This is a genomic window from Aurantimicrobium photophilum, assembly GCF_003194085.1.
Classification (GTDB): domain Bacteria; phylum Actinomycetota; class Actinomycetes; order Actinomycetales; family Microbacteriaceae; genus Aurantimicrobium; species Aurantimicrobium photophilum.
Genome location: NZ_CP023994.1, coordinates 1,411,502 through 1,437,293, shown reverse-complemented (window position 1 = coordinate 1,437,293; position 25,792 = coordinate 1,411,502). Strand labels below are relative to the sequence as shown.

Here is a 25,792-nt window from a genome sequence, read left to right as displayed (position 1 = left end):
CTTTGTTCCCACACCCAATCATGAAATGAGAGTGTTATCTCGATGGCTCAGTCATCTTTCCTTTCCTCCCTTAAGAAGGCTTTCCGCTCAGGCGCAAAGCAGGCTGGTGCAACCGCTGCTGTAGTCGCTGACAAGGTTGAGGACGTCACCGCCGACGCAACTGTTGTTGCGAAGAAGGCAGCAACCACCACCAAGAAGGTCGCCACCACCGTCAAGAAGGACGCATCAAAGACTGCGGCTTCTGTTGGTAAGGATCTTGCTCACGCAGCTACCACCATCAAGAAGGATGCAGCGAAGACCACTGCAACCGTCAAGAAGACCGTTGCTGCAGCAAAGCCCGTAGCAAAGAAGGCTCCTGCTAAGGCAGCAGCACCTAAGGCAGCAGTAAAGCCCGCAGCAAAGAAGCCTGTAGCAAAGCCCACCGCAGCTAAGGCTGCCCCCAAGGCTGCTGCAAAACCAGCTGCCAAGGCTCCAGCAAAGAAGGCTCCTGCAAAGGCAGCAGCCAAGCCTGCAGCAAAGAAGTAATTCGAGCTCACGCTCACGAGATGGCATCCCTTCGGGGATGCCATCTTTGTTTTCGGGAATACGTTTCTCCGCGCGGGACTTATCCTCAGAGATAGCTGAATAAGGAGCACACGATGCCTGCTGTAACCGCTGATACCTTCACCCTTCCCCACCTTGCACCTGCCGTTGGCCGTGCACGCGCGGTGAAGTCAGTGACCAAGGGACCCCAGGCATTTGAGGGGGATGGCTTCCCGGTGACCCGTGCTTTTGCCGGAGTCTCCTACCAAGACATTGATCCCTTTATTCACATGGATCAGATGGGTGAGGTGGAATACGCCCCCTACGAACCTCGTGGAACCTCATGGCACCCGCACCGTGGTTTTGAGACCTTCACGTACATGATCGATGGCACCTTCCAGCACCAGGACAACCATGGTGGTGGTGGCATCATCGAGAACGGTGCAACCCAATACATGACCGCTGGCTCCGGTGTTCTCCACATCGAGACACCGCCAGACGAGCTGGTGATGTCTGGTGGTTTCTTCCACGGCATTCAGCTCTGGATCAACCTGCCTGCAGCGAAGAAGATGACGGCACCGAACTACCAGAACCTTGCTGGTGGCGATGTTGAATTGCTCTCTAGCCAAGATGGTGGTGCACTCATTCGCGTCATTGCCGGTGAGATTGATGGCTACGTGGGACCTGGTAAGTCGCAGACCCCGATGACCATTGCTCACGTGACCTTGGCTCCGGGAGCATCTGTCTCGATCCCATGGAATCCTGAGTTCAATGCTCTTGCTTACACGCTTGCAGGTCAAGGCACTGTGGGCGAAGGTGAGCTCGGAGGTTCGGCGGCACCGATTGCTGCAGGAACCCTAGCTGTCATGGTTGATGGAGATCGAGTTGTTCTCACAGCTGACAAGGTTCAGGATGCACGCAATGGTGCACTGGATGTTCTGCTCCTCGGTGGCCAGCCCATCAACGAAACAGTAGTTGCCTATGGCCCCTTCGTGATGAACACTAAGGCAGAAGTTGTGCAAGCGCTCGAAGACTTCAATTACGGACGTTTCGGTCAGATTCCTGACGATGCACTTCAGCCCTTCCACCACAGGCACTAATGTCCTCCAGCAGGTGAGTGGATAGCCTCGTAAGCTTTCATGCGAAAGGGGCAACATGACTCAAGCCGATATTCACCCTCACCAGGTCAGTCGATTGTTGCTTGTCTTGGCCGTAGTGGGACCAGTTCAATCAGTCCTGGGCTGGAGTTTGTCGGCAGCACTCTGGCCTGGCTATGACCCCATTGTCCAAACCATTAGTGAATTGGCATCACCTGAATCTCCGGTGAGATATCTCCAATCGAGTTTCTTTATCCTCGGCGCACTCATCGACATCGTTGTCGCGCTGAGATTCACGGTGTTAGCCAAACCAGCCCGAGTATTGATCTTCCTGGGCGGACTGGCAACGATTGGTCTCACGATATTCCCCACCCCGTTGGTGGGAGTCTCTGAGCCTCACAGAGTGTTTGCCACGATTTCTTTCGTCATCTTTTCGATATGGCCCGTGTTTGGCATGCGGCTTGGTCGCGAATGGCCACCCATCGTTCGACCGCTTGCTTCCATTGTTGCGACGCTTGTGCTGGGAGCTATTGCAATCGGGTTCTTGGCAATCTGGACGAATCCCGAAATCCAGACTGCAGGATTCTGGGAACGTGCTGTCACAACAAGTCAGGCCATTTACCCGGCTCTGGTGATATTCCTGTCCTGGCGGTTTATGAAAAACCAGAGCCGAAACTCATCGTTGAGTAACAAGTCCTAATGCAAAGAATCCCTCACCATCAGGTGAGGGATTCTTGATTGTAGGCCCCAAGGGGATCGAACCCTTGACCCTCGGATTAAAAGTCCGATGCTCTAACCAACTGAGCTAGAGGCCCGCCGCACATAAGTGCTCTTCTAGTTTAGAACAGATGCCGAGCACTACTTATCGTCGTGCGCGGGATCGAGCTGTAACGGCCCAAAAGATCAAGCCACTTCCAAAGAAAGCAATACTCAACAAGCCTGTGGCCCACAAAACTGACCCCGTCGCAGGCAACGTGGGTGCGGGCGTTGAGCTTGAACTTGAGGAAGCTTCCCAGCCATACACACGAACAAATCCCTTATCGGGGTTTCCATTTGAGGTGGTTTGCCAACCGTAGATAAAGCCTTGTCCGGTCAGTGCCCCAATAGAAACTGAGCTGATGCTACTTGGGGATGATTGCCAACTCGTGATGGACTGCACGCCTTGAGGCCATGTTGCGCCATTGTCAGTGCTCACGGACGAACCGGTTGCAAAAGTCGAGGAAACATTCTGGTTCAGCACCATTGCAACTTTTCCATCGGGGCTGAGGGCAAGTTGGGGGTTGGTGTAGAACTGGCCTGTCACACTGGGCGAAATATTTAGCGGAGTTGACCATGCTGATCCAGCGCCTGTTGTTGTGGGCCAGGGTGAAGCTGAGGAAGACGACGAGGGTGAGGCTGACGGAGAAGGTGAGGGAGTAGATGTGGGAGATGAATAGCTGGTTTGAATGTAGGTATAGCCACCGGTGCCCATGCTCCATGCGGCCGCAATGCCACCATCTGCTGTGACTACAGCAGTTATTTCATTTGGGAATGCCGTGCTACTAATCGGGATTCCCACGTCCCATGTTGATCCGGCATTGGAACTGATTCGTGCGGTAACTGTATAGCTTGGGTTCAAATCAGGATCCGCCCACAACACGACGAAAGCACCAGTCGGTAATGCAACAACGGCAGGTACGTGGGGCACACCGGCGACGGCGTTGCTGGTGAGCGTTGTGACCGTCGACCAGTTTGACGAACCCGCAATTTGAGTTTGCTGTGTAGTGTCGGACGCCACCAGAATCCAACTCACAACTATGTCTCCAGAGGTGTTTACAACCGGGGTAACAAAGCGTGCATCGGAGCCGGAAGCCGAGAGAGTTTGCCCTTGCGTCCAACTCTGCAGTTGAGACTGGCTGTATCGAACGATAGCTCGGTCGTGTGCGCCATCACTTTGCTGGAATCCCACTACAAGTTCAGTAGTGCCAAAGGCGGCCAGATGTGGGTGGCTGGCTGCATATGCAGCGCCACCAGCCGTACTGATGGTTTGCGCAGAGCCCCACGTCAGACCGTTGTTGGAGCTGGTGACCAAACGGATCTGGTTCACTCCAGAGGTTCCCGAGGCCTCGGCAAAAGCAACTGCAAAATGTCCGTTGTTGAGCCTAACTACGGTTGCGTCAGCACTTGCAACCCCCGAGGCAGAGAGCACAGTTGGGGCGCCCCATGTGACACCACCGTCGGTGCTTCGGCGGGCGAGAACACTGTAGGTAGAGCTCACCGTCTCAACAGTGATGGCGGTAATGGAGCCATCACTGCCGCTGAGGAAAAGAGGAGCTTGGTTTGTCGTCGCTCCATTGGCCGTAATTTGAGTATCGTCTGTCCATGTTGGGGTGGCAGTTGCGATGTGGGGAAAGAACAACACGCTACCTAGTGCTGCTACAACAGCGAGCAAGAGGGTAAACCTGTGGGCTGGCTTGTTCATGATGTTGATTCTTTCACTCTGGAAATAGTGCACGTTACGGTGGTGCCGGATTGTGAGGCGGAGAGTTTTCGAGACCAGTTGCCGGCAGACAAACTGGCCATCAGCGCAGTTCCAAGACCAGGTGCACCATATCCGGGACCAACGCCGTTATCGCTGGCGACCACCGTCAGACTATCTGCTGTGCTGGTGAGGTCAAGATGCAGTGTCGTTGCGTGGCCATGTCTTCTGGCATTCGAGGCACACTCTGTGACGAGTCGGTCAATCAGGACAATTTCACGAGGAGAATATGTGTCACGAGAGGAAAGAGACATGGTGATATCCATCACCCCCCGCCAGGATTCCGTCAGTTGCTCCTTCATTGACTGCAACGTGAGGGTCGAAGAACTTCCCGGAGCTAACTGACCTCGTTCGAGTTCGGTGAACATCGAAGTGATGTGTGCCTTGACATCCGATAACGAATGAGGGGTCGTGCCGAGTTTTATAGAACTCGAAAGCAACTGGTTCTGCACATAGCCGTGTAATAACTCTGCTGTTTCTCGGCGGCGCAAGAGGTAAATGATTCGGTCAACATCCGTAGACAATGAATCAGATCGCAGTGCAGTGAGGCGATCACGGACTTCCTCATGGGTGTCCCGGGCGGAGAAAACTATTCCCAGAATCAACAAGGTCATGATCAGGGCAACGTAGAGAGTGACATCCGCGATCCAGCTCGTGACCCCCGGCAGGGGTCCCGCGAGCTGGAGGGTCAGCACTTCGATAGCTATCACCGCCACCGCAGGAAATAAGAAAAAGATCAGTGGGCCACTCACCGAGCCGCGGAAAGGAAGCAGTCTGCCCAGTGACAACACGAGGAGTGTGACGAACGATTGAAAAAGGCTTCGTTGTAAAGAATCGAGAAGGCCGACGAGGGGTATCTGTAAAAACAGCAGTGAAATAAACAAGGACGCACTTGTCCATACGGCAGGGAATCGATGTTGTTTTATCGCGTTGAGAGCCAAGTCGCGAAAGCGAAATGAATCTATCTGGGCATCTTCCTGTTGCCAGAGTTTGTGGCTCATGGGGCGAACATCACGCTCAGCGAGCTCCACGAGTGCAGTGCGCATCAAGTCGGGAGAATCGCCTGCACGATCAAGTTGTTCCTTGGCGCGCACAACAAAACGCGCAATATCCTCATCTAAGTAGCGCGTGGTTGCGGCACTGAGATCATGCGCCACCATTTCGCTGATGAGCTGCTCACGTTCTGAGTTGTAGTCAGCCCGTATGGAACCCAGAATGCCAAAGGCAGGAACAAGCCAGAGCCCAATCACGACAGCGGGCAATGTGTTCTGAACCAGCGCAGAGAACGTCACGGGAACATCTGTGAGAACCCACAGCACTAGATATGTCGTGAGACCTTTGGCCAGACCAGTGAAGGCACCAACCAGGAATACAACCCACGGCTGGACAGGTTGAACAACTGTTCTTCTCTTCAGAAGAGCTCGCCAGGACGCCCCGATCAGCAGGAGAACGACTGCGGCTGTGCCATTAGCGGCAACGGCAGCACCGAACTGATTCGGGGAAAGAGCGAAACCTAACAACAGCGTCGAGTTCACGCACCACACGGTGATCGCAATTGCCCACAACGGAAGGTAGCCACTCCAGCTGGAACCCACCCGCTCACCAAAACGCGAGCGTGTTCTATTCATGTGAGGAGAATCCTTGTGACTCAAAATACAGACGAGCGAGTTGCACGCGCTGGTTGGATCCTTCGTCTCTGGGAATGTTCAGAGATTTGAGCAGGCGCGTAATGCTGGCTTCAATGGATTTTTCCGTAACTTGCCTGCGCCGAGCAATCTCGGTGTTGCTGAGTCCTTGAGCAACGAGGCGGAGGGTTTCCAACTGCACGTCACTGAGTTGACTCATATTGCTGGGAAGCTCCGTGCTTATTCTGCGGTTCTTTCCTTCCAGCGACGCTGTGATCGCCTCGGCAATTTCGTCGATACTCCCCACGTCTTTTTTGAGCAAATATTGACTACCTTGTGGAAGTGGTTTGGTCTCTGCAATGAGGCGCGGATCTTCAAAAGAGGTTAGGAACACAATGCCAATGCGGGGATCGTTTTTCCGAAGTTCGTGGGCAACATCCACGCCCGTAGGACCCCGGCCGAGGTGCAGGTCTACCAAGGCAACTTGAGGAAAGAGGGTGTGCGCAAGTTCCAGTGCTTCGGCACTCGTCTTTGCGCTGGCCACCACGTCGACGTCAGCCGAAGCGAGTGCAGCAACAAGGCTCACACGCATGAGGTCGTCATCTTCAATGACGAGAGCTGTGGTGGGCATGAGTTAAGTATCCCCGCTTCACCTCATACGGCTGTCTTGTCGCCTGGCAATTAGGGCTACCCCTACATTCATCAGAAAAAGACGTATGAGATTCGCACGGTGTGGTCCGCTGAAACCATGACTAGAAGAATGTCGATATTGGCCTACCTGATTTCCCCACTAGTGGGATTGTTCTTCGTTTCAGTATCAGCACAATCTGCGATAGCTTCTCCGCCAACCGTGACTATCGGGCACATCATCTATTCCTATGATCCCGGCCAGCCAAATCTAGGGGCAACGATTCTCGGTGAGGACGGTGCTCTCGGGGATACGTTGGCACCGCCAGAAACAATCACAGTGTCAGGGCAAGAGTATTCAGTCTCTGCAATCCGGTTCCAAGCTTTTGAAAACAATTCAACAATCCGTCACGTATTTCTCCCAGCATCTATCAGGAGTATCGGGGACATCGCATTTAGTCATTCGAGCATTACTGATATCCAGCTCAACGAAGGGTTGTTGACACTCGGGGCGAGTGCTTTGTGGGATACGGACTTGGAAAGTCTTGTGATTCCTAGTTCAGTTACTTCACTAGGAACGTGTGTAGCTTGCAATATTCCCACTTTGACCGAACTCCAGATTCTGGCTCAACTAACTGTGATTCCAGACAACGCATTTAGTTACACCTCTCTGACACATGTTGATATACCAGCTACAGTCACCACGATTGGGGATGCTGCGTTTTATAACAGCCCTCTCGTTGATATTGATATTCCTGGAAATGTGACGTGGATTGGCTCCGGGGCATTTACTAATGCACTCGGGCCAGTAACTTTTCAGGGCGCACCACCGGCACTGAGCAATAACAATCCAGCTTTCAGTAACGGTGTCCAGATGCGATTCACCTGCCCCTACGCTTCCTCTATCGTGGCGGGGCAATGGAATGGCTACAGTGCAACTGCGTACTGTGCAGTTGCTCTCCATGCAGGCGGAGGCGTGTCCGTACCTTTTGTGCAAACGACATACGGCGGAACTGTCTTACCACCGCCTACTCCCACGCGTGTTGGTTATGACTTTGCTGGGTGGTACACCTCCAACACGTTCACAACACAATTTAATTTTGGTGTCCCTCTCTACTCAGATACAGAAGCTTTTGCTAAATGGGTCATCGCTACCGACGCACCACAGCTTGCCTCAACAGGGAGCAGAGATGAGTCGGAAATTATGTGGGCTGGGGTATTGCTTGCCCTGTCTGGTGTCTTGATTCTCGGTTTAGCTTCTCGATTTTCTTCAAGGCGCTAACTAGGCTCTCGAAGCTACTCACATTATTTGAAGCCATTTCTTGGGGTTACCCCGAAAGTTTCGGCCATAAAGCGGACTCGCGGCTGACGAAATATCAGACTCAATCACAAGTTGATTTCTTCAGATTGGTTGAGAAGTGTCCATCAGTAAATTGTTCAGTGGGATTGCCTCACTCGTTTTCATCTCACTTTTCTCATTTATGCCGACAGTGAGTGCTCAAGCGACACCCCTCAGCTGGCCAACAGGTGGAATTTTCATCGTTGGGGATGCAAAGTGGCAATTCGATCAATATGGCCTTCAGTACGCATGGGATGTCAACGACAACTGGAACTCTGACGGCTACCTCTCCTACCCCAATGAGTTCAGTTTTTCTCACGACCCTTCCACAGGTAGTGGGGGAGATTATTTTCTTTGCAGTGATCCCAGCACTCTTGCCACCGACGTTGAGATTACTCAACTAAGTTCAGGTGCCATCGACATCCTCTGCCCTGAATTAGCTGTACCCGGATATCCGAATCTCAAAGCACAATTGCAATTCACTTTGTTTCCAGGAACGGCATCGGGATACCTTCTCAGGCAGGCAATTGCAATTACGAATTCATCGAATAACTACGAGGTAATTCCAGATCTCGAACTTCACAATTTCCCCAATCTGCATACGGATTATTGGCAAGGTCAATATCTAGGCCATGAAGAAGCTGAGTGGTTTGTTGATTCCATCAACAGCCCATTCGTGGGCTGGCTCTGGGAAGACGCCACTTACTTTTCTCAAGGTATGGGGGATGGCCGCGCTGTAGCTGTTACTAACGCATGGGCAAGGACAGGACAAGCGCAAGCTGAGCACTACTTCACCGATAACACAAACAATCAAGGCAATCCATATGCAGGATCTGGAGCAAAACTTAGAACAAAAGCACCAAACTATTTCGCTCCCGATTCAACCACTCACCTCCTTACCTATACGAACATGGTTTTGCCATCGGCAGTAAGTAGTGCTGCTGGTGCTGCCGCTAAAGCTACTGTCATTTCGCAGAATGCAGATTATGCAAACTTCTCTGGTCGGCTTATCGAGGGGTTACCTGATTGCACAACTTACGCAGGTTGGGGAACAACTCCTGGTCAATGCTCTCTAGCTGGTTCATCTGGTGGAGGATCTTCTTCAGGGAACAGCTCACCTCAACCATGTATTGCGGCCTTGGCAGAAACAGGTTTCAATCTCTTTATCTTCTTGATTGGTGGCCTCAGTGCCGCAGCGGTCGGTACTTGGTTGGCCATTCAGTCACGCAAAACCCCACGTGTGAAAAACGGTCGGATTCGTCGGTTAATTTTTCCTGAAGGGCAAGGGAATTAGTTCCACCCCAGCTGATTAAAGAGCTCATAGCTCGTTGGGTCATCAGGCAGGTACCAGTTGAAGCCTTCGAGGGCGAAGACTGCGACAAGGTTTGCCACCACCGTGAACAGGAAGATGCCGATGACAACCCACGCCACCACACGACCAAACGTGGAGCTGGGGCGAACGGGCAAGAACTCGGTACCAAAGGTGAGCAAGACACCCGCGAAGACCAACACCACAACAAAGCTCACCAGAGCCCAGGTGTAAAGGTGGAGGCCGAGAACGGCTCCGCCATAGCCGGGGTCACCGGGCATGATGTGGAGCAAGATCTGGCGAATAGACATCACTGCGCCTAACAGCGCTCCAAGGATGGCAAAGCCGAGACCAGTCATAAAGCCTGAAGGAGAAAGCCTGCCTCGTAGTGAGCCCACTACGACATACAGTGCACCTAACGAGGAGAGCATCATGCCCATGCGCTGCGTAATGCACAGTGGGCAGGGGTACTCACCCAGGCCGAACTGGAAGTAGAACATCGCACCAGAGAGCACTCCGATGTAGGCAAGCATGAAGCCGATTTGTGCCCAGAAGCCCAGCTTGCCCAACAGGATGTGGTGAGGCTTGGTGGGGGCGGGAACAACAATGCGGGTGTCACCAACGACAACAGTGGTGCTGGCATTTTCGCTCTGCAGCGCAGACACGTGAATCTCACTCATTAGAAGCTCAAATCCAGGGTGCTGGTGACGTGGTGCGCGAACAAGGCAGCCGTGGCCACGAAAGCAATGGAGTAGCCGAGTACGACGACCCAACGCTTCTTGACAAAAATGATGAGTAAGGCTGATACCAAGATCAGCGCGAAGACGATTGTGTCCATGACTTCACCCTAACCCGGGGGAGAATGAATACATGACCGCGCCTTACCGAAAGCCAGCACTCTTTGCTGGGCATGAGTTCAGTGCGTTCCAAGGCGGGGATGACCCCGCAGAGGTTTCTGCTATTGCGCATGACACTGCTCGTGCTTTGCTCTCGCGCGTGCGCGACGAAGCACACCCCGACATTGTCGAGAAGGTTGTCTCCTTTGCAGATGACAATGGCATCGACACTTTGGCTGAGTTGTGGTCTCGCTCCAGCGCACACTCTCTGCCCGGTGCACTGTGGCGAATGTATTTGATTCGAGACTTGATTCGTGCCCAAGCCGCACAGATGAGTGTGCTCTTCGGCCAAGGACTATCTGTGCTCAGCACAGCGGATGTCGTGGTCGCAGGTGCTCCCACACCCGCAGGTCCTGATGAGATGGTGAACCTGGCGGACACCATCCTGCACGGTGCCTTTACGGGAGACTTCAGTGGTGCTCTGGATCGCTCCGCCGCGTTCTGCCGGATCGTTTCTGCTGGCTGTACGGCTGTGGCCAACGAGTCAGATGCGGCGCATCCAGAACGTGCCACCACCCTTACTCTGCAGGCATCTAGGCTCACTCAAACAGCTCATGAGCTTGCTGTGTGTGCTCGTTTGTGGCGTGACGGGGCGCTGGACTAATCTGGTCAGTGCCGGACCGTAGTAACCCCGGGCTCCAATATTCGCCGCTGCGAGCGGCCTTCCGCCGAGAGGCGTTCACTGCGGTTCGGCATTTTCATGCCCTGTGCAGATTTAGAGCTGAGAGTCGTGCGTCTCCACGGCAATGATGCCGGAGGAGGGGTGGGTCGAGCTCAGGTGAACAACCGTGAAGGACGCGGTGTCGAGCATGCTGGCTTCGTCGAGTGCCGCTGACCGTGGAGTGCCGGTGGCGAGGGCAAGCTCACGAATCACTGCGGGGGCAACGGGGCCGTGGGTGCAGATAACACTGCTCTTACGCTTGCGCACGACCTGTCCCACCACGGAGCGCACATCTGCTTTGCCGCTTTCAAAGGCGTCCTGGCTGATCTTGTTGGTGGACTTGACGTCCTTGCCCAGTGCCTTGGCAACGGGAGCAATAGTGGCCTTGCAGCGAGCTGCCGTGCTGGATATGAAACGCTTAGGCTTCCACGCAGCAATGGTGCGAACGATGCCGTGGGCTTGGGTGAGACCACGCTCGGTGAGGGGACGGGTTGCGTCCTCACCGCGCCAGTCGGAAGGCGATGTGGCCTTGCCGTGACGAAGCACAACAACGGCGAAGGTCTTGGTGACACCGTCTTTGACCAGTGCAGCAAAGTTATCGAGGATTTCCTTGTCGGGCTCATAGCTGAGCTCGCCACGGGCAGAAGCAAGCGGGAGCCATTCGAGAGCAGCGACCTCATCGTTGGGGACAAACTTGGACTTCTGAATCGCCTTGGTGGTCACTTCGGCCGCCCAGTACTGTACGAACTTGTTCTTGCCATTGGGCATGACGTATTCGGTTGCGCCGAGGGGAACACCAAGGGCAACCTTGATGCCGGTTTCTTCACGAATCTCGCGCACAGCGGTCTGGGGGAGAGTTTCGCCCGGGTCAACCTTGCCTTTGGGCAGGGAGATGTCTTTGTGCTCGGTGCGGTGAATGACAAGAACATGAACATCATCACCGATGATGCGCCAGAGAACAGCACCTGCTGCATACACAGTTGTGGGGTGGGCGGTGCTCATCGATGTCCTCCTGGGCGACGACGCTTACTCATGCTCTTCATCAGGTGATCTTGTAAATCGATGAGAGCTGCTCCTGAGGCGTCAACAGTGTGACGTGACCAGGAACCATCTGACTCTAGCCACCATGACGCCGTTGCGTCATCCATGGCCAGATTGAAGAGTTCATCCAACTCAGTGATGTGTTCTGTGTTGGGCAGGCGCACGAGCGCTTCTACGCGACGATCCAAGTTGCGGTGCATCATGTCGGCACTGCCGATGTAGACCTGAGGGTCTCCGGCGTTCTCAAAAATGAAGATACGAGAGTGCTCGAGGTAACGGCCCAGGATGGAGCGAACACGGATGTTCTCGCTCAAACCAGGAACCCCAGCCTTGATGGAGCTGATGCCTCGAACCCAGACATCCACCTGAACGCCAGCTCGGCTGGCCAGATAGAGCGCATCGATGATTTTCTCGTCCACCATGGAGTTGATCTTGATCCGAATGCGGGCAGGCTTGCCTGCCTGGGCATTCGTGGTCTCCTGGTGGATGAGTTTGAGAAGTCCCTTGCGCAGGTGCAGGGGAGCAACCAGTAGACGCTTGAACTTCTTCTCGATGGCGTAGCCAGAGAGCTCATTGAACAAGCGCGTGAGGTCTTTACCCACCTGAGGATCTGCGGTGAGCAGACCGAAGTCTTCATAGAGTCGGCTGGTCTTGGGGTTGTAGTTTCCTGTGCCGATGTGGCTGTAGTGCTTGAGCTCGCCCTTTTCTTGGCGGATCACCAAGGCCAACTTGCAGTGGGTCTTCAGGCCCACCAAACCATAGACCACGTGAACGCCGGCCTTCTCGAGCTTGCGAGCCCAACTGATGTTGGCCTGCTCGTCAAAGCGGGCCTTAATCTCGACCAAAGCTAGGACTTGCTTGCCCGCTTCAGCCGCATTGATCAGTGCCTGAACAATCGGGCTGTCACCGCTGGTGCGATAGAGCGTCTGCTTGATAGCGAGCACGTTGGGGTCTGCAGCAGCCTGCTCCAAGAACGACTGCACGCTCGTGGAGAACGATTCGTAGGGGTGGTGCAGCAGCACATCACCACGGCGAATGGAGGCAAAGATGCTGCGGGGTTCGTTCGCCTCTGCTGTGGTGAGTGCCGCAGCAGTGGTGGGAACGTGGGGTGGGTAGTGCAGGTCAGGACGCTTGATGCCAGCAATCTCAAACAGTCCACCGAGGTTCAAAGGCTCAGGTAGGCGATACACCTCTTGCTCAGTGATATCGAGTTCACGGATGAGTAGATCCAGCGTGGTGGGATCCATTTCTTCGCCCACCTCGAGGCGAATGGGGGGACCGAAGCGGCGCTTCAGGAGACCCTTTTCGAGGACCTGGATGAGGTCTTCTGTCTCGTCCTCATCGATCTGGACGTCTTCGTTGCGGGTCACACGGAAGGTGTGGTGCTCGAGAATCTCCATGCCGGGGAAGAGATCTTGCAGCTGGTTCGCAATGAGATCTTCAAGGGCGATGTAGCGCAGGCTGGCCACGCCTTCACGGCTGTCTACGCGCACAAAGCGAGGCAGCATCTGTGGAACCTTGAGGCGCGCAAACTCCTCAGTTCCGGTCTTCGCGTTGCGCACGCGAATAGCGAGGTTGAGGGACAGACCAGAGATGTAAGGGAAGGGGTGTGCAGGGTCCACAGCCAGTGGCATGAGCACCGGGAAAATCTGGTCGGTGAAGTAGCGGTGCAGAATCTCGTGGTCTGCTTCATCGAGCGAACCCCAGGTGACTACCTGAATGCCTGCCTCGGAGAGGGCTGGCTTCACACTGTCGTGATACACCTTGGCATGGCGTAACTGCAGTTCGTGGGCACGTGCAGAAATATCTGCGAGCACATCACCGGGTGCTCGGCCAATGTTGGTGGGCACCGCCAAACCGGTCATGATGCGGCGCTTGAGACCTGCGACCCGCACCATAAAGAACTCGTCCAGGTTGCTGGCAAAGATGGCCAAGAAGTTGGCTCGTTCGAGCAGCGGGAGCTTCTCATCTTCAGCTAACTCCAGCACGCGCTGGTTGAACGCGAGCCAGCTCAGCTCTCGGTCAAGGAAGCGGTCGGCAGGCAAATCCGCAGAAGGCTTGAGGATGACTTCATCAAAGTCATCGTCGACGTCAGGGGCGTCGATATCTGTTTCGTGCGGAGCCATACATTCATACTGGCACGGGCAGGTGACCGTAAAGAAACTAGGAGGTTACCGAAGCGTGCTCGTGGGTTTCTTCAGCCACGTTAAAGCGGTAGCCCACGTTGCGCACGGTGCCAATGACCTGCTCCATATCGCCGAGTTTGGCGCGCAGGCGACGAACGTGAACATCCACGGTTCGAGTACCACCGAAGTAGTCATATCCCCAGACTTCGCTGAGCAACTGCTCACGCGTGAAGACACGGGAAGGGTGGGTTGCCAGGAAGCGCAGAAGCTCAAATTCTTTATAGGTGAGATCCAGGGGCTTGTCGTGGACCTTGACCGAGTAGGACGCTTCATCAATCACGATGCCGGAGGCAGAGATTCGTGCCTCAGAAGGTGCATCTTGGTTAGCGCGGCCCAAAGCCAGGCGAATACGAGCATCTACTTCAGCGGGGCCTGCCGAGTCCAGGATCACATCTGCCACACCCCAGTCAGGGCTGACAGCAGCAAGACCGCCTTCAGTAATGACAAGAAGAAGGGGTGAACTCAGGCCGGTGGCCTGCAAGATCTTGCACAAGCTCTTGGCGCTGGCTAGGTCGGTGCGAGCATCGACCATGACGATGTCACTGTGAGGGGCACTGACCAGTTGTGCAGGTTCTGCAGGGATGGTCTTGACCTGGTGTGAGAGCAATCCAAGCGCGGGAAGGACTTCCGCGTTGTGGCGCGCGGCGAGAATCATGATGCTGGCCATACGGTCACCTCGTCTCACTTGGTGTTAATAGCCTAAATGTCTTGTGTTTCATCCAGATTTCGTATTCCTCAGTGTGGAATGCCGAGTTACCGGTTAACGACCACCCTCGGAATATGATGGTCACATGCTTCTCGCACTCGAACTTTTCTTCATCGGCCTGCTGGGTGTTGCCGGTCTGGCCATCGCTTGGATCTCCGGCATCGTTGTGTACAAGCTGTTCAAGGGACAGCGCTAAGCGCATCTCATGGCTGACGATGCCTCGTCGGCTTCCGGCGACATGCCACCCTCTCCTCTGACGGCGCTTCCTGGCGCAATTGTCGGAGCTACTGGCGTTGCCTCCGCCTATGGCAACAGCCTGACTGAGCAGCGCAGCCTGCTCGCAGGCAGTGCACTGGTTGATCTTTCTGATCGCGGTGTGATTGAGGTTTCTGGACCAGACCGCTTGGGCTGGTTGGATTCTCTGCTGAGTCAACGCCTGGACAATCTCAAACCCGGTCAGAGTGCTGAGACACTTCTGCTCGACCCCCACGGTCACGTTCAGCACGCCATGCGTGTGTTCGAAGATGGTCAGACCACATGGCTCCTTGTTGATGAAGGCCGATCAGCAGAGCTGACAAAGTGGCTGCTCAAGATGCGCTTCATGAAGCAGGTCGAGATCATCGACCGCAGCGCGGAGATGCTCACCCTCGGTTACTTTGGTGAACTTCCAGACGTTTTGGTTCCGCTCATTCTTCAACCTGCTGATGTCCCCGTGATCTGGCACGACCCCTGGAATGAAGTCGCCGAAGGTGGCTGGCAGTACTCAGCTCAAGAACACCCCGGCACACACTGGAACTACAGCGAAGCTGTTGTTCCTCGCAGTGCTGCGAACGAATTAGTTGACCTGGCCACCGCAGGAGTGATCTCTTTCGCTGGTACTGACGCCTTAGAAGCACTGCGTATTGCTGCCTGGCGTCCACGCATTGCCGCTGAAGGTGATGACAACGCTCTACCTCACGAGTTTGACTGGCTGCGCACAGCAGTCCACCTCAACAAGGGCTGCTACCGCGGTCAAGAAACCGTGGCCAAGGTGCACAACCTTGGCCACCCACCTCGCCGCCTCGCATTCCTGAGCCTGGATGGGGTGGACGTTGTTCTGCCCGAGGCCGGTGCAGCAGTGCTGGATGGGGAAACTGAGGTTGGCCACATCACGAGTGCTGCACGCCACTTCGAAGAAGGCGTCATTGCTCTGGCTATCTTGAAGCGCAATGCCAACACCGAGTCAGAGCTTGTCGTTGATGCTGAGGGAACACGTATTCCCGCAACACAGGTGGTTATCGTTCCACCGGAAGCTGGTCGCACCGCCAACGTTCCGAGGCTCCCACGCCTCGGTGCGGTGAAACGCGAAGGCTAATTTGCCTACCTGCCTGAAGTGACCGCCTCATAAGCGACGGTGATCTCGCCCAAACGCCAGCGGCTCTTGTTGCCGATGATGGGCCACCCTGCTTCTTTCATGCCTTGGGCTGTGGCAATCCAGCGCTGAGTGGCTCCAAAACTTCCTAAGGGTGCATGAGTGAGCCACTGCTTATCCAGAGCCGTGAGGAACTCATGGATGCGCTCGCCGGGGACATTGTGGTGAATGAGTGCCTTGGGTAGACGCTCGGCCACGATTGAGGGAACCTCGAGGGTGTCGAGCTTGAGGGCAATGCTGAGGGTTTGGGGGCCGTCTGTGGTGATGGCAATCCAGCTAGAGATGCGGCCAATCTCATCACAGGTGCCCTCCACCAGAACACCGCCAGGCTGAAGTCGGGCGACCATCATGTCCCAGGCAGCTTGGACTTCTGGCTCGTCATATTGACGCAAGACATTAAAAGCACGGATGACGACAGGTTGCCTGTTCTTTGCAACGGGGACTTCGAAGCCACCGCGAGCAAAAGAAATGCCCTGTGCTTGGTCGGAGGTGATGAGGTGTTCTTTTTCCCAGCGGGAAAGTTCCTTTTTCGCGATGGTGACGCGTTCGGGGTCAATCTCCAACCCAAGGAGCTCTACCTCTGCCCTGGTCTTGCGCAGTCTGGTGGCCAGTTCGACCGGGGTGGCAGCACTGGCGCCATAGCCCAAGTCAATGACGAGGGGGTCACTTGTGGTGCGCAGGGCAGGCCAAGTTTGAATCCACCGGTCTACTCGGCGCAAGCGATTGGCGTTGGTTGTCCCACGCGTGATGTTTCCCACGGGCATGCTCACCAGTTAACCACCCAATAAACTGGAGCTATGACGCACACTTTGATTTTGCTGAGACACGGTAATAGCGACTGGAACCAGAAGAACCTGTTCACAGGTTGGGTTGATGTTCGCCTGAGCGACCAGGGCGTTGGCGAAGCCAAGCGCGCTGGTGAACTTCTTGCAGAATCAGGTGTTCTTCCTGACGTTCTTTACACTTCGGTCCTCAGCCGTGCTATCCAGACCGCAAACCTCGCACTGGACACCGCTGACCGTCTCTGGATCCCCGTCAAGCGCAGCTGGCGTCTCAACGAGCGTCACTACGGTGCTCTGCAGGGCAAGGACAAGGCACAGACCTTGGCTGAATATGGTCCCGAGCAGTTCCAGACCTGGCGTCGATCTTTTGATGTGCCACCACCACCCATTGCAGACGACAACGAGTTCTCTCAGATCAACGACGTGCGTTACGCCGGCATCGATGGCGCGATTCCTACGACAGAATGCCTCAAAGACGTTATTGACCGCATGATTCCCTACTGGGAATCTGACATCACCAAGGACCTTGCTGCAGGCAAGACTGTTCTGGTCACCGCTCACGGCAACTCGCTGCGCGCACTGGTCAAGCACCTCGATGGCATCTCTGATGACGACATCGCTGAGCTCAACATTCCTACCGGTATTCCTCTGGTGTACAAATTGGACGAGAACTTCCGCCCACTTGGCCCAGCAGAGTATCTGGACCCCGAGGCTGCTGCAGCTGGCGCTGCCGCTGTTGCTGCTCAGGGCAACAAGAAGTAGTCACAGCCTTTACACAAGAACACCCCCGGCCACTGGCCGGGGGTGTTCTTGTGTAATTCGATTACTTAGAGATCTTGGTGACCTTCTTGGGCTCGAGACCTTCATATTCAGGCTGAGCTGAGGTGAGAACGGGTACCAGAACGGTCTTGGTCTCGCCGTTAGCTTCGAAAGCTACTTCGAGAAGTCCACCAGGAATGGTGTTGATGCCGCCGAGAATGATGCGGTCTTCGCTACCGGAACCCCATGAGGTGACCTGCTTGTCATTGCTGGGGACGTCGAGGTGTCCGTCAACAACAGTGCCGCCAGAAACGAAACCAATGTGAAGTTCCACATCCTCACCGGTGGAGTTAGCTGCACCCATAAGAAGGTTGCCGGTTTCGCCGTTGTCGCTGATGATCATCAGGTTGCGCAGCTGAAGGTCACCCACGTTGATGCCTACGCCGTCACTTGCGTCGTAGGGGGTTGTTGTGGCCTGTGGCTGAATCAGGTTGCAACCAGCGGTACCCAAGGCAACGCCAACAGCAAGAGCAGCAGCGACAACAATACGAACCTTCACGACGAAAGCCTCCAGAGTGTGAGAGCGGCGCCCAATTCAGGGCAGAAATTCCGCAAAAATCTTCGCTTTGAGCTTATCGCATCGCGGCATTGACGACCGAAGATGCAGCACCGCTCAGTGGGAAGTCGGCTCCGATAAGACTGTCAGTAAGCCGTGGTAAACTGGGTATTGATTTTAGGGAGCTCCACACTTATGCAGTTCATTGTTGGCGAAACAGTTGTTTACCCTCACCACGGCGCAGCGAAGATTACCGAAGTACAGAAGCGCGTAGTCAAGGGTGTTGAAAAGGTTTATTTGACCCTCCACGTGGTTCAGGGTGACCTCACTGTGAAGGTTCCTGTCGAGAACGTTGACCTCGTAGGTGTTCGCGACGTGATCGGCAAGGAAGGCCTTGAGCAGGTCTTCGAAGTTCTGCGTGCTCCTTTCACCGAAGAGCCCACCAACTGGTCTCGCCGTTACAAGGCAAACCTGGAGAAGCTTGCTTCCGGTGACGTCATCAAGGTTTCTGAAGTTGTTCGTGACTTGTGGCGTCGCGACCAGGACCGCGGACTCTCCGCTGGTGAGAAGCGCATGCTTGCAAAGGCACGTCAGATCCTCATCTCCGAGCTTGCCCTGGCGAAGAAGACCGACGAAGAGAAGGCATCTGACTTCCTCGACGAGGTTCTCGCGTCCTAACAACGCGAGTGGGCAGGCGAGTTCAGCATGTCTGGTGACCTGCACATATCGACGGCTGTCATTGTCGTTGCCGCAGGAAGTGGTACCCGCTTAGGTGCTGCACTTCCCAAGGCGTTTGTTGACCTTGCTGGTCAGACCCTTCTTGAGCGTTCATTGCGCTCGATCATCTTGTTGCCCTACCCGGTGCAGGTTGTTGTCGTTGCCCCAGCAGACTTTGTTGCTGATGCCGAAGCGATTGCCCACAAGGTTGCTCCTGGTTTAGAGGAACTGGTTTCTGTCGTTAACGGTGGCACTACTCGTCATGATTCGGTCGCTGCAGGTCTTGCAGCGGTGCAGTCCTCAGTAGAGGTAGTGCTCGTGCATGACGCTGCTCGTGCACTGACGCCCACCACGTTGTTCGCCGATGTGGATATGGCTGTGCAAGCAACTGGTGCAGGCATTGTTCCGGCGCTACCTGTGGTGGATTCTCTCAAACAGGTTGATGTCACCGGCGGTGTGCTGGGTATTGCTGATCGTGACCAATTGCGTGCAGCTCAGACTCCACAGGGTTTCCCTCGTGCTGAACTGGAAGCGGCTTACGCCGCTGCTGGTTCCTCTGACTACACCGACGATGCAGCAGTCTTTGCTGCGAATGGGGGAGCAGTGACCACCATTCCTGGCGATGAGGTCGCCTTTAAGATCACCACTGCTTGGGATCTCAACCGTGCACACCAAGTGCTCGGTGGTATTCCAGACACCCACCGTGTGGGCACCGGTATCGATGTTCACGCCTTTGGTGAGGCTGAAAACCTCTGGCTTGCTGGTCTGCACTGGCCTGGAGAGAAAGAACTCTCTGGCCACAGCGATGGCGATGCCGTGGCACACGCCATCTGTGACGCACTTCTCTCTGCTGCAGGTCTGGGAGACATTGGTTCCCGCTTCGGCACTGCTGACCCTGCCTATGCGGATGCCTCGGGTGAAGTCTTCGTTCGGGGCACCATTGAACTTCTTGCCGCTTCAGGGTTTGAACCCATCAATGTCTCGGTGCAATTGATTGGCAACAAGCCCCGCTTTAGTCCTCGCCGTGAAGAAGCGCAGGCAGTTCTGACCGAGTGGGTTGGAGCACCTGTTTCTGTCTCCGCCACCACGACTGATGGCCTCGGTTTCACCGGCCGTGGTGAGGGTGTTGCCGCTATTGCTACAGCCCTTGTTCGCCAGCGCTAAGCGCGCTCGCAGGTAGGCTAAACACGTGAGTATTCGTCTTTTCGACTCGAAGGAGCAAGCCCTTCGGGACTTTTCTCCTCTGACCCCAGGTCGAGTGGGAATGTACGTCTGCGGACCCACCGTGCAGTCGAGCCCCCATGTGGGACACCTGCGCAGCGCCCTGGTCTATGACCAGCTGCGCCGCTGGCTAACCCACGAGGGCTACCAGGTCACTTTGGTGCGCAACGTCACGGATATCGACGACAAGGTTCTCGACAATGCCAAGGCTGGCGGCGTTGAAGAGTGGTGGGCACTGGCCTATCGCATGGAGGCAGAGTTCACTGCCGCCTATGACCTGCTCGGCATTCAGCGCCCTACATACGAACCTCGTGCCACCGCAAGTATCCCTGAGATGATCGCGATCATTGAGCGCCTCATCGAGCGCGGCCACGCTTACCCTGCTGCAGACAACTCAGGTGACGTCTACTTCGACACTGCCTCGTGGTCTAACTATGGTGAACTTACCAACCAGAAGCCTGCCGAAATGGAAGCTGCCGCAGATGCAGATCCACGTGGCAAGAAGGCTCCTCAAGACTTTGCTCTGTGGAAGGGTCACAAGGCAGGCGACCCTGAGTCGGCTTCCTGGAAGTCCCCTTGGGGAGTGGGGCGTCCCGGTTGGCACATCGAGTGCTCGGCCATGTCGACGAAGTACTTGGGCACGTCCTTTGATATTCACGGAGGTGGCCTCGACCTGCGCTTCCCTCACCACGAAAACGAGCTCGCACAATCTGCTGCAGCCGGAGATGGTTTCGCTCAGTACTGGCTGCACAACGGACTGGTTTCCGTGGGCGGCCAGAAGATGAGTAAGTCTCTGGGCAACTCGGTCTTCGCTGCTGATCTGCTGGATAAAGCCAAGCCAGTTGTCTTGCGCTATCTCTTGGGCTCTGCTCAATACCGGTCCACTCTCGAACTCCACGACGGCGCTATCGCAGAAGCGAAGGCATCCTTTGAACGTATCGAAGGATTCCTGGACCGGGTCATTCGTGACGCGGGACAACTTGCCTCTGCTGATGTTCCTGCCGCGTTCCGCTCCGCGATGAACGATGACCTCAACATCCCTGCAGCGCTCGCGGTGGTCTTTGAGCTGGTTCGCTCAGGTAACAGCGCGCTGGATTCTGGAGATGTTGCCACTGCTGCATCTCAGGCAGCTGAGGTTGTGGCGATGCTGGATGTGCTGGGCGTAAACCCTCTGGATGCTGCCTGGGCAACCGATTCTTCCCAAGGCGATGCTGCCCTGGATCTCTTGATGGCTGAACTCCTTGAGGCACGTGCTGCCGCACGCGCGAATAAGGACTTCGCCACCGCAGACCTTCTCCGCGAGCGACTTGCCGCGGCTGGAATCACGATCGAAGACACCCCCAACGGGGCACATTGGAGTTTCAATGGCAGGTAAGCCTCGGGCTGGAGCAGTCCGCAAATCAGGTAAGGGTCCCGTCAAAGGCACCGGCGGTCTTGGCCGCCGTGCACTTGAAGGCAAGGGTCCAACCCCCAAGGCAGAAGACCGCGAATGGCACCCTGCGGGAAAGGCCAAGATCCGTCGCGAAAAGCTGGCTGCGATGGGCAAGCTCAACCGCAACACAGTTGACGGTCAGCGCAAGGCTGCGCCTAAGCGCAGCAAGGCCAACGATGACACCGAGGTTGTAACCGGTCGTAACTCGGTACTCGAGGCACTTCGTGCTCGAATTCCTGCAACCGCCCTTTACATCGCCACTCGTATCGAGATGGATGACCGCGTCAAGGAGATGCTGTCGATCGCCACTCAGCGCGGCATTCCTATCCTCGAAGTGATGAAGCCAGAGTTGGACCGCATGGGCGGATATGACTCGGTTCACCAGGGCGTGGCCGTCAAGGTTCCTCCTTACGAATATGCCCACCCCAACGACCTGTTGGAGAAGGCATTCGATTCCAAGAAGGCACCTCTGTTCGTTGCGCTCGATGGCATTACTGACCCTCGTAATTTGGGTGCGATTATTCGTTCCACAGCCGCGTTCGGTGGCGACGGCATCATCCTGCCTCAACGTCGTTCAGTGGGTGTGACCGCTGCTGCATGGAAGACCTCTGCAGGTGCGGCAGCGCGCCTGCCGGTTTCCATGGCTGCGAACCTCACTGCAACCATCAAGTCCTTCAAAGACCAGGGTGTTTTCGTGATTGGTCTCGACGGCGGCGGAGACACCATGCTGCCCGGTCTTGAACTTGCAGATCGACCTTTGCTCATCGTTGTGGGGAACGAGGGTAAAGGCCTGTCTAAGTTGGTCACCGACAATTGCGATGCAATTGTCTCGATTCCCATCTCAGCAAGCACGGAGTCCCTCAACGCCGGTATTGCTGCCAGCGTTGCTCTCTATGAAGTAGCACGCCTGCGCTCAGCTGGCGTTTAGCAATTTCCCAGCGTTCACACGTAATCTAGCTTCTTACGTGTTGACCTACGTCGAATTACGTCCCCCACATATTGGAGAAAACGAGAATGAGCACCGGATCCCACGGCAACCGACCTACTCGAAACCAGCAGCGTGAAGCTGCTCGTGCGAAGGCTAAAGAACTTCGCGAACAACAGCACAAGAACGACAAGCGTCGCAAACTCTTTATTCAAGGTGGAGTTGCCGTTGCGGTCATTGCTATCGCTGCCCTCTTCATCTCAACCATTGCCACCTCGGCACCCAAGGAAGGTCCTCGCCCTGCCAATATGGCCAGCGATGGAATCGTTCTCAGCGGTGCCAACATGGCTGCCGTGTTGAGCGAAGCAGGTTCCCCAGGTGCTGACCCAGTGGCTAATCTTCCTATGCCTGGTTCGTCCACCGTGGCCATCGAGGTTTACCAGGACTACCTGTGCCCTGCATGTCAGGCATTTGATGCTGCTAACGCAGAACAGTTGCAGACACTGGTTGAGGCTGGTGCAGCAACGCTGGAGCTTCACCCCATCGGTATGTTGGCCAACCAGTCTGCTGGAACCAAGTACTCGATTCGTTCAACTGCAGCAGCAGCGTGTGTAGCGAACTATTCACCTGACACCTTCTGGAAGGTCAACCAGGCTTTCTACGCTAACCAGCCTCAGGAAGGTACTCCTGGTCTCAACGATGACGAGATCACGGCGTTGATTGATGCACAGAAGCCACAGAACCAATCCAAGATTGCCAAGTGCATCAAGGACAAGACCTTCGTCCCTTGGGCTACTCAGGCTACAGATTACGCACTGACGGGACCCATGGCTCAGGCTGCTAAGGATTCCGGTGCTGCTGGCGTGGGAACCCCCACCATCTTGGTCAACGGCAAGGTGTACACCGGTTCGATTGTGGATCCCAAGGAATTCTTGGCATTCGTAACTCAGGTTGCTGGTGAGTCAGCTTCCACAACTCCCGCTACTCCAGCCGCAGGTTAGGATTAACGGGTAGTGAGGTGAGTTTCACCTCACGCAAGCCGACTTGGCGCAATTGGTAGCGCACCGCTCTTGTAAAGCGGGGGTTGTGGGTTCGAGTCCCATAGTCGGCCCGTGTTTGACGAGCGTGATCGTGCCATTCTCGACTTTGAGCGTGAATGGTGGCAGCACCCCGGTGCCAAAGAAGACGCTATTCGACAAACCTTTGGTTTGTCACCTGCTCGGTATTACCAAGTACTGGGCAAGCTGATGGATTCAGAAGCTGCATTGGCCTACGACCCCATGCTGGTGAAACGGCTGAAGCGCGTCCGGGATGACCGTCGCAGCTCACGCCAGAAGCGGATTAACCCTGATTCATCAGAAAAGAACTGAAAGAATAGAGCCATGTCTGAGAAAACAGTTCGCGACCAGTTCGACGACCTCACCCCCGGTGGAGAGCGTCGCGGTGTTCACCGTGCGCCCAAGCGCCGCGGTGCAGGCTTTGTTCCATTCGCCTGGGCAGCTTTGGCCACCGGCGTTCTTGTCGTGGGCGGTGTGGGAACACTCATCGTCACGAGTGACAGCATCAGCATGAAGGATTTCGAGAGTATCTTCGCCTTACCTACGGCGGCAGCTTCAGCTACGCCGAAAGCTACTGCTGCTCCGACGGTTGATCCTGCTTCGGTCGTTAACGTGCTGAACGCCACCGGTGAAACCGGTATTGCCACCGCCGTGGGTGACCAGATTGCTGCCGAAGGCTGGACCGTTGGAGCCAAGTCCAACGCCAGTGAAACGGCAGAGAAAACCTTTATCTACTACGGCAACCCCACCCTGGAAGGTGCTGCCCGAGGCCTTGCCCAGACTCTGGGATACGGCGAAATTAAGCTCACCGATAAGTACATTGAGAGCTCCGCACAACTCACTTTGGTTGTGGGACAGGACCACGCCGGCTAAATCGTTGTCATATCGCGACACTTAAAAGTTAGGTAAGGCTAACTGTTTTGTGCTATTCCCCAGTAGTGTGAGACCAACGGCACAAGCGATTTGTGTGTGTCGGTTGGGATACTGCAATTGGAGTTACACATGGCCACTGGAACCGTTAAGTGGTTCAACGCTGAAAAGGGCTACGGTTTTGTAACCGTAGACGGCGACGAGCAGGACGTATTCGTCCACTACTCCGCTATCGACATGAACGGCTACAAGGTCCTCGAAGAGGGTCAGAAGGTTGTTTTCGAAATCGGTACCGGAAACAAGGGTCCTCAGGCTGAGTCGGTTCGACTGGCTTAAAGCCTCGTAATATTCGGGCACGCCCGAGCTAACGCCGTCCACGAATGTGGGCGGCGTTAGTCTTTGCCCGTGACTACTTTTTCGCGAACTCTTTCCCGTGTTGTTGGTGTAGCAGCTGCGAGTGCTTTGGCGCTCGGCTTGGCGGCCTGTTCTGGCGGTGCCAGCGGCCCAGCAACTCCTGACTACAAGTCGACCTATAAGGCGCCGGCGCCCATTGCTTATGCACCCCTGACCGGTGTGGCACTAGCCGAAGGCACTGCTGTGGGACCTGCGCTGTCTGTGAAGATCTGTAACGTCTTTGCGTGTGAGCCACAGGATGGCCTCAACCAGGCTGACGTGGTCTTCGAAGAAATCGTGGAGGGTGGCATCACCCGTTACGTGAGCATCTGGAACTCGAACGTTCCCGTCAGCGTGGGTCCTGTCCGCTCATTGCGCCCCATGGACGCAGACATTGCTGCCCCCTTTGGCGGCATCATTGCGTACTCCGGTTATGGCGCTCAGGAAACCCGTGACCTTGCCGTTGACACCGGCTTGGTCAACGTCACCGAGAACGATCCTGCGATGTACCGCAACGACTACAACGTTGCTCCCTACAACCTGATGCTGCACGCACAGGAAGTCATTGCGGCAAACGCCGGCCTGGCTGCACCTGCTCAGCAGTGGGCATATGCAGGTTCGCTGGCAACCTCGACCGCAGTACTTGATGGAACTCCAGCTACATCGGTGCAGAGCATTTTCAGTAACTCCTCTGACAACACCTGGACCTATGACGGTGCTGGTCGTTACCTGCGCACCCAGTGGGAAGGTCCTGACCTTGACCTCACCGGAGCTCAGCTTTCTGCTGCCAACGTCGTCATCATGCGTGTGAACGTGGACGAGTTCGTCGGCGTTCCCCGCACCCGCATGGTTGATTCGGGTGAACTCTTCGTTCTCAGTGGCGGCAAGGTCGTTCACGGCACCTGGAGCAAGGCAGCGACTGCGGCTCCCATCGTGTTCAAGGGTGACAATGGCGTGACTATTCGCCTGGCTCCTGGTAACACCTGGATCGAGATGGTTCCGCTTGAGTCTTATGTCACCGGTGGCACTGTCAACATCGCCGGTTAGTTCATTCCAGTTACTGCATGAAGCCCACCCCAGCGAGGGTGGACTTCATGCTTTCGCTGACCGCGTACGCACTTGCACTCGGTGCAGGAGAGTG

Annotated in this window: 27 protein-coding genes and 2 tRNA genes; 18 read left to right on the top strand and 11 right to left on the bottom strand. The window is 55.5% G+C overall.

Annotation, left to right across the window (positions count from 1 at the left end):
• Positions 1-42 precede the first annotated feature (42 nt).
• The 3 genes from AURMO_RS08935 (at position 43) to AURMO_RS07165 (ending at position 2,319) form a co-directional block, all read left to right on the top strand.
• A complete protein-coding gene (locus AURMO_RS08935) occupies positions 43-525 on the top strand; it encodes a histone (RefSeq protein WP_162532608.1) in 483 nt (160 codons plus the stop codon).
• A 113-nt stretch (positions 526-638) separates the two neighbouring features.
• Positions 639-1,622, top strand: coding sequence for a pirin family protein (locus AURMO_RS07170; RefSeq protein ID WP_110234456.1), 984 nt, complete (start codon positions 639-641; stop codon positions 1,620-1,622).
• Between the two features lie 55 nt (positions 1,623-1,677).
• Positions 1,678-2,319 (top strand): DUF998 domain-containing protein, encoded by a 642-nt coding sequence (locus AURMO_RS07165; RefSeq protein ID WP_110234453.1) that lies wholly within the window; start codon positions 1,678-1,680, stop codon positions 2,317-2,319.
• A gap of 41 nt (positions 2,320-2,360) precedes the next feature.
• On the opposite strand, the gene AURMO_RS07160 is transcribed toward AURMO_RS07165, so the two are convergent.
• The 4 genes from AURMO_RS07160 to AURMO_RS07145 all read right to left on the bottom strand — a co-directional run bounded on the left by AURMO_RS07160 (position 2,361) and on the right by AURMO_RS07145 (position 6,393).
• A tRNA-Lys gene (locus tag AURMO_RS07160) sits at positions 2,361-2,434 on the bottom strand.
• A gap of 47 nt (positions 2,435-2,481) precedes the next feature.
• The gene (locus AURMO_RS07155; protein ID WP_110234450.1) at positions 2,482-4,080 is read right to left on the bottom strand and encodes a sialidase family protein; all 1,599 of its coding nucleotides are present in this window, start codon (positions 4,078-4,080) and stop codon (positions 2,482-2,484) included.
• Positions 4,077-5,765, bottom strand: coding sequence for a sensor histidine kinase (locus AURMO_RS07150; protein ID WP_162532702.1), 1,689 nt, complete (start codon positions 5,763-5,765; stop codon positions 4,077-4,079). The genes AURMO_RS07155 and AURMO_RS07150 overlap by 4 nt, the downstream gene beginning before the upstream one ends.
• A complete protein-coding gene (locus AURMO_RS07145) occupies positions 5,758-6,393 on the bottom strand; it encodes a response regulator transcription factor (protein WP_110234445.1) in 636 nt (211 codons plus the stop codon). The genes AURMO_RS07150 and AURMO_RS07145 overlap by 8 nt, the downstream gene beginning before the upstream one ends.
• Positions 6,394-6,492: 99 nt before the next feature.
• Here AURMO_RS07145 and AURMO_RS07140 point away from each other — a divergent pair, with 99 nt between their 5' ends.
• Both AURMO_RS07140 and AURMO_RS07135 read left to right on the top strand, forming a co-directional pair.
• Entirely contained in the window at positions 6,493-7,671 is a 1,179-nt protein-coding gene (locus AURMO_RS07140) for a leucine-rich repeat protein (RefSeq protein WP_110234442.1), read from the top strand.
• Positions 7,672-7,807: 136 nt separating this feature from the next.
• Positions 7,808-9,022 carry a hypothetical protein gene (locus AURMO_RS07135; protein WP_110234440.1) on the top strand — a complete coding sequence of 405 codons (1,215 nt, stop codon included), beginning with the start codon at positions 7,808-7,810 and terminating at the stop codon, positions 9,020-9,022.
• Here the strand turns inward: AURMO_RS07135 and AURMO_RS07130 are convergent.
• Both AURMO_RS07130 and AURMO_RS08930 read right to left on the bottom strand, forming a co-directional pair.
• Positions 9,019-9,717: a disulfide bond formation protein B gene (locus tag AURMO_RS07130; protein WP_204163608.1), complete on the bottom strand. Its 699-nt coding sequence runs from the start codon at positions 9,715-9,717 to the stop codon at positions 9,019-9,021. The two genes, AURMO_RS07135 and AURMO_RS07130, sit on opposite strands and share 4 nt — an antisense overlap.
• Positions 9,717-9,875 carry a DUF5993 family protein gene (locus tag AURMO_RS08930; RefSeq protein WP_162532701.1) on the bottom strand — a complete coding sequence of 53 codons (159 nt, stop codon included), beginning with the start codon at positions 9,873-9,875 and terminating at the stop codon, positions 9,717-9,719. Before AURMO_RS08930 ends, AURMO_RS07130 begins: the two co-directional genes overlap by 1 nt.
• A 32-nt stretch (positions 9,876-9,907) precedes the next feature.
• Here AURMO_RS08930 and AURMO_RS07125 point away from each other — a divergent pair, with 32 nt between their 5' ends.
• Positions 9,908-10,537 carry a DNA-directed RNA polymerase subunit beta gene (locus AURMO_RS07125; RefSeq protein ID WP_110234437.1) on the top strand — a complete coding sequence of 210 codons (630 nt, stop codon included), beginning with the start codon at positions 9,908-9,910 and terminating at the stop codon, positions 10,535-10,537.
• Positions 10,538-10,648: 111 nt separating this feature from the next.
• On the opposite strand, the gene AURMO_RS07120 is transcribed toward AURMO_RS07125, so the two are convergent.
• Genes AURMO_RS07120 through AURMO_RS07110 form a run of 3 tightly spaced genes read right to left on the bottom strand, consistent with a single transcriptional unit; the run spans position 10,649 to position 14,488 of the window.
• On the bottom strand, positions 10,649-11,596 hold the full coding sequence (locus tag AURMO_RS07120) for an NUDIX hydrolase (RefSeq protein WP_110234435.1): 948 nt from the start codon (positions 11,594-11,596) through the stop codon (positions 10,649-10,651).
• Positions 11,593-13,761 carry an RNA degradosome polyphosphate kinase gene (locus AURMO_RS07115; protein ID WP_110234432.1) on the bottom strand — a complete coding sequence of 723 codons (2,169 nt, stop codon included), beginning with the start codon at positions 13,759-13,761 and terminating at the stop codon, positions 11,593-11,595. The genes AURMO_RS07120 and AURMO_RS07115 overlap by 4 nt, the downstream gene beginning before the upstream one ends.
• Positions 13,762-13,798: 37 nt before the next feature.
• On the bottom strand, positions 13,799-14,488 hold the full coding sequence (locus AURMO_RS07110; protein WP_110234430.1) for a winged helix-turn-helix transcriptional regulator: 690 nt from the start codon (positions 14,486-14,488) through the stop codon (positions 13,799-13,801).
• Between the two features lie 244 nt (positions 14,489-14,732).
• Here AURMO_RS07110 and ygfZ point away from each other — a divergent pair, with 244 nt between their 5' ends.
• Positions 14,733-15,881: a CAF17-like 4Fe-4S cluster assembly/insertion protein YgfZ gene (ygfZ, locus tag AURMO_RS07105; RefSeq protein WP_239406817.1), complete on the top strand. Its 1,149-nt coding sequence runs from the start codon at positions 14,733-14,735 to the stop codon at positions 15,879-15,881.
• A 5-nt stretch (positions 15,882-15,886) separates the two neighbouring features.
• Here the strand turns inward: ygfZ and AURMO_RS07100 are convergent, their stop codons facing one another.
• Positions 15,887-16,702, bottom strand: a complete 816-nt coding sequence (locus AURMO_RS07100; RefSeq protein WP_110234428.1) for a class I SAM-dependent methyltransferase — start codon at positions 16,700-16,702, stop codon at positions 15,887-15,889.
• A 33-nt stretch (positions 16,703-16,735) separates the two neighbouring features.
• Between AURMO_RS07100 and AURMO_RS07095 the strand changes: the two genes are divergently transcribed.
• On the top strand, positions 16,736-17,482 hold the full coding sequence (locus AURMO_RS07095; protein WP_110234426.1) for a phosphoglyceromutase: 747 nt from the start codon (positions 16,736-16,738) through the stop codon (positions 17,480-17,482).
• 61 nt (positions 17,483-17,543) lie between these two features.
• Here AURMO_RS07095 and AURMO_RS07090 read toward each other — a convergent pair whose 3' ends face one another.
• The gene (locus AURMO_RS07090; protein WP_110234423.1) at positions 17,544-18,038 is read right to left on the bottom strand and encodes a hypothetical protein; all 495 of its coding nucleotides are present in this window, start codon (positions 18,036-18,038) and stop codon (positions 17,544-17,546) included.
• Between the two features lie 192 nt (positions 18,039-18,230).
• Here AURMO_RS07090 and AURMO_RS07085 point away from each other — a divergent pair, with 192 nt between their 5' ends.
• The 10 genes from AURMO_RS07085 (at position 18,231) to AURMO_RS07040 (ending at position 25,698) form a co-directional block, all read left to right on the top strand.
• A complete protein-coding gene (locus AURMO_RS07085) occupies positions 18,231-18,713 on the top strand; it encodes a CarD family transcriptional regulator (RefSeq protein ID WP_110234421.1) in 483 nt (160 codons plus the stop codon).
• Positions 18,714-18,740: 27 nt separating this feature from the next.
• The gene (gene ispD, locus AURMO_RS07080; protein ID WP_110234419.1) at positions 18,741-19,916 is read left to right on the top strand and encodes a 2-C-methyl-D-erythritol 4-phosphate cytidylyltransferase; all 1,176 of its coding nucleotides are present in this window, start codon (positions 18,741-18,743) and stop codon (positions 19,914-19,916) included.
• Positions 19,917-19,941: 25 nt separating this feature from the next.
• Entirely contained in the window at positions 19,942-21,348 is a 1,407-nt protein-coding gene (gene cysS, locus AURMO_RS07075) for a cysteine--tRNA ligase (protein ID WP_110234417.1), read from the top strand.
• A complete protein-coding gene (gene rlmB, locus AURMO_RS07070) occupies positions 21,338-22,333 on the top strand; it encodes a 23S rRNA (guanosine(2251)-2'-O)-methyltransferase RlmB (protein WP_110234415.1) in 996 nt (331 codons plus the stop codon). Before cysS ends, rlmB begins: the two co-directional genes overlap by 11 nt.
• Before the next feature lie 86 nt (positions 22,334-22,419).
• Positions 22,420-23,331, top strand: a complete 912-nt coding sequence (locus AURMO_RS07065; RefSeq protein ID WP_110234413.1) for a DsbA family protein — start codon at positions 22,420-22,422, stop codon at positions 23,329-23,331.
• A 37-nt stretch (positions 23,332-23,368) separates the two neighbouring features.
• Positions 23,369-23,441 (top strand) — tRNA-Thr (locus tag AURMO_RS07060).
• Position 23,442: 1 nt separating this feature from the next.
• The gene (locus AURMO_RS07055; RefSeq protein WP_110234410.1) at positions 23,443-23,700 is read left to right on the top strand and encodes a DUF3263 domain-containing protein; all 258 of its coding nucleotides are present in this window, start codon (positions 23,443-23,445) and stop codon (positions 23,698-23,700) included.
• Between the two features lie 12 nt (positions 23,701-23,712).
• Entirely contained in the window at positions 23,713-24,261 is a 549-nt protein-coding gene (locus tag AURMO_RS07050) for a LytR C-terminal domain-containing protein (RefSeq protein WP_110234408.1), read from the top strand.
• A gap of 129 nt (positions 24,262-24,390) precedes the next feature.
• Positions 24,391-24,594 carry a cold-shock protein gene (locus AURMO_RS07045; RefSeq protein ID WP_110234406.1) on the top strand — a complete coding sequence of 68 codons (204 nt, stop codon included), beginning with the start codon at positions 24,391-24,393 and terminating at the stop codon, positions 24,592-24,594.
• A 69-nt stretch (positions 24,595-24,663) separates the two neighbouring features.
• Positions 24,664-25,698 carry a DUF3048 domain-containing protein gene (locus tag AURMO_RS07040; RefSeq protein WP_162532700.1) on the top strand — a complete coding sequence of 345 codons (1,035 nt, stop codon included), beginning with the start codon at positions 24,664-24,666 and terminating at the stop codon, positions 25,696-25,698.
• The last annotated feature ends 94 nt before the right edge of the window (positions 25,699-25,792 follow it).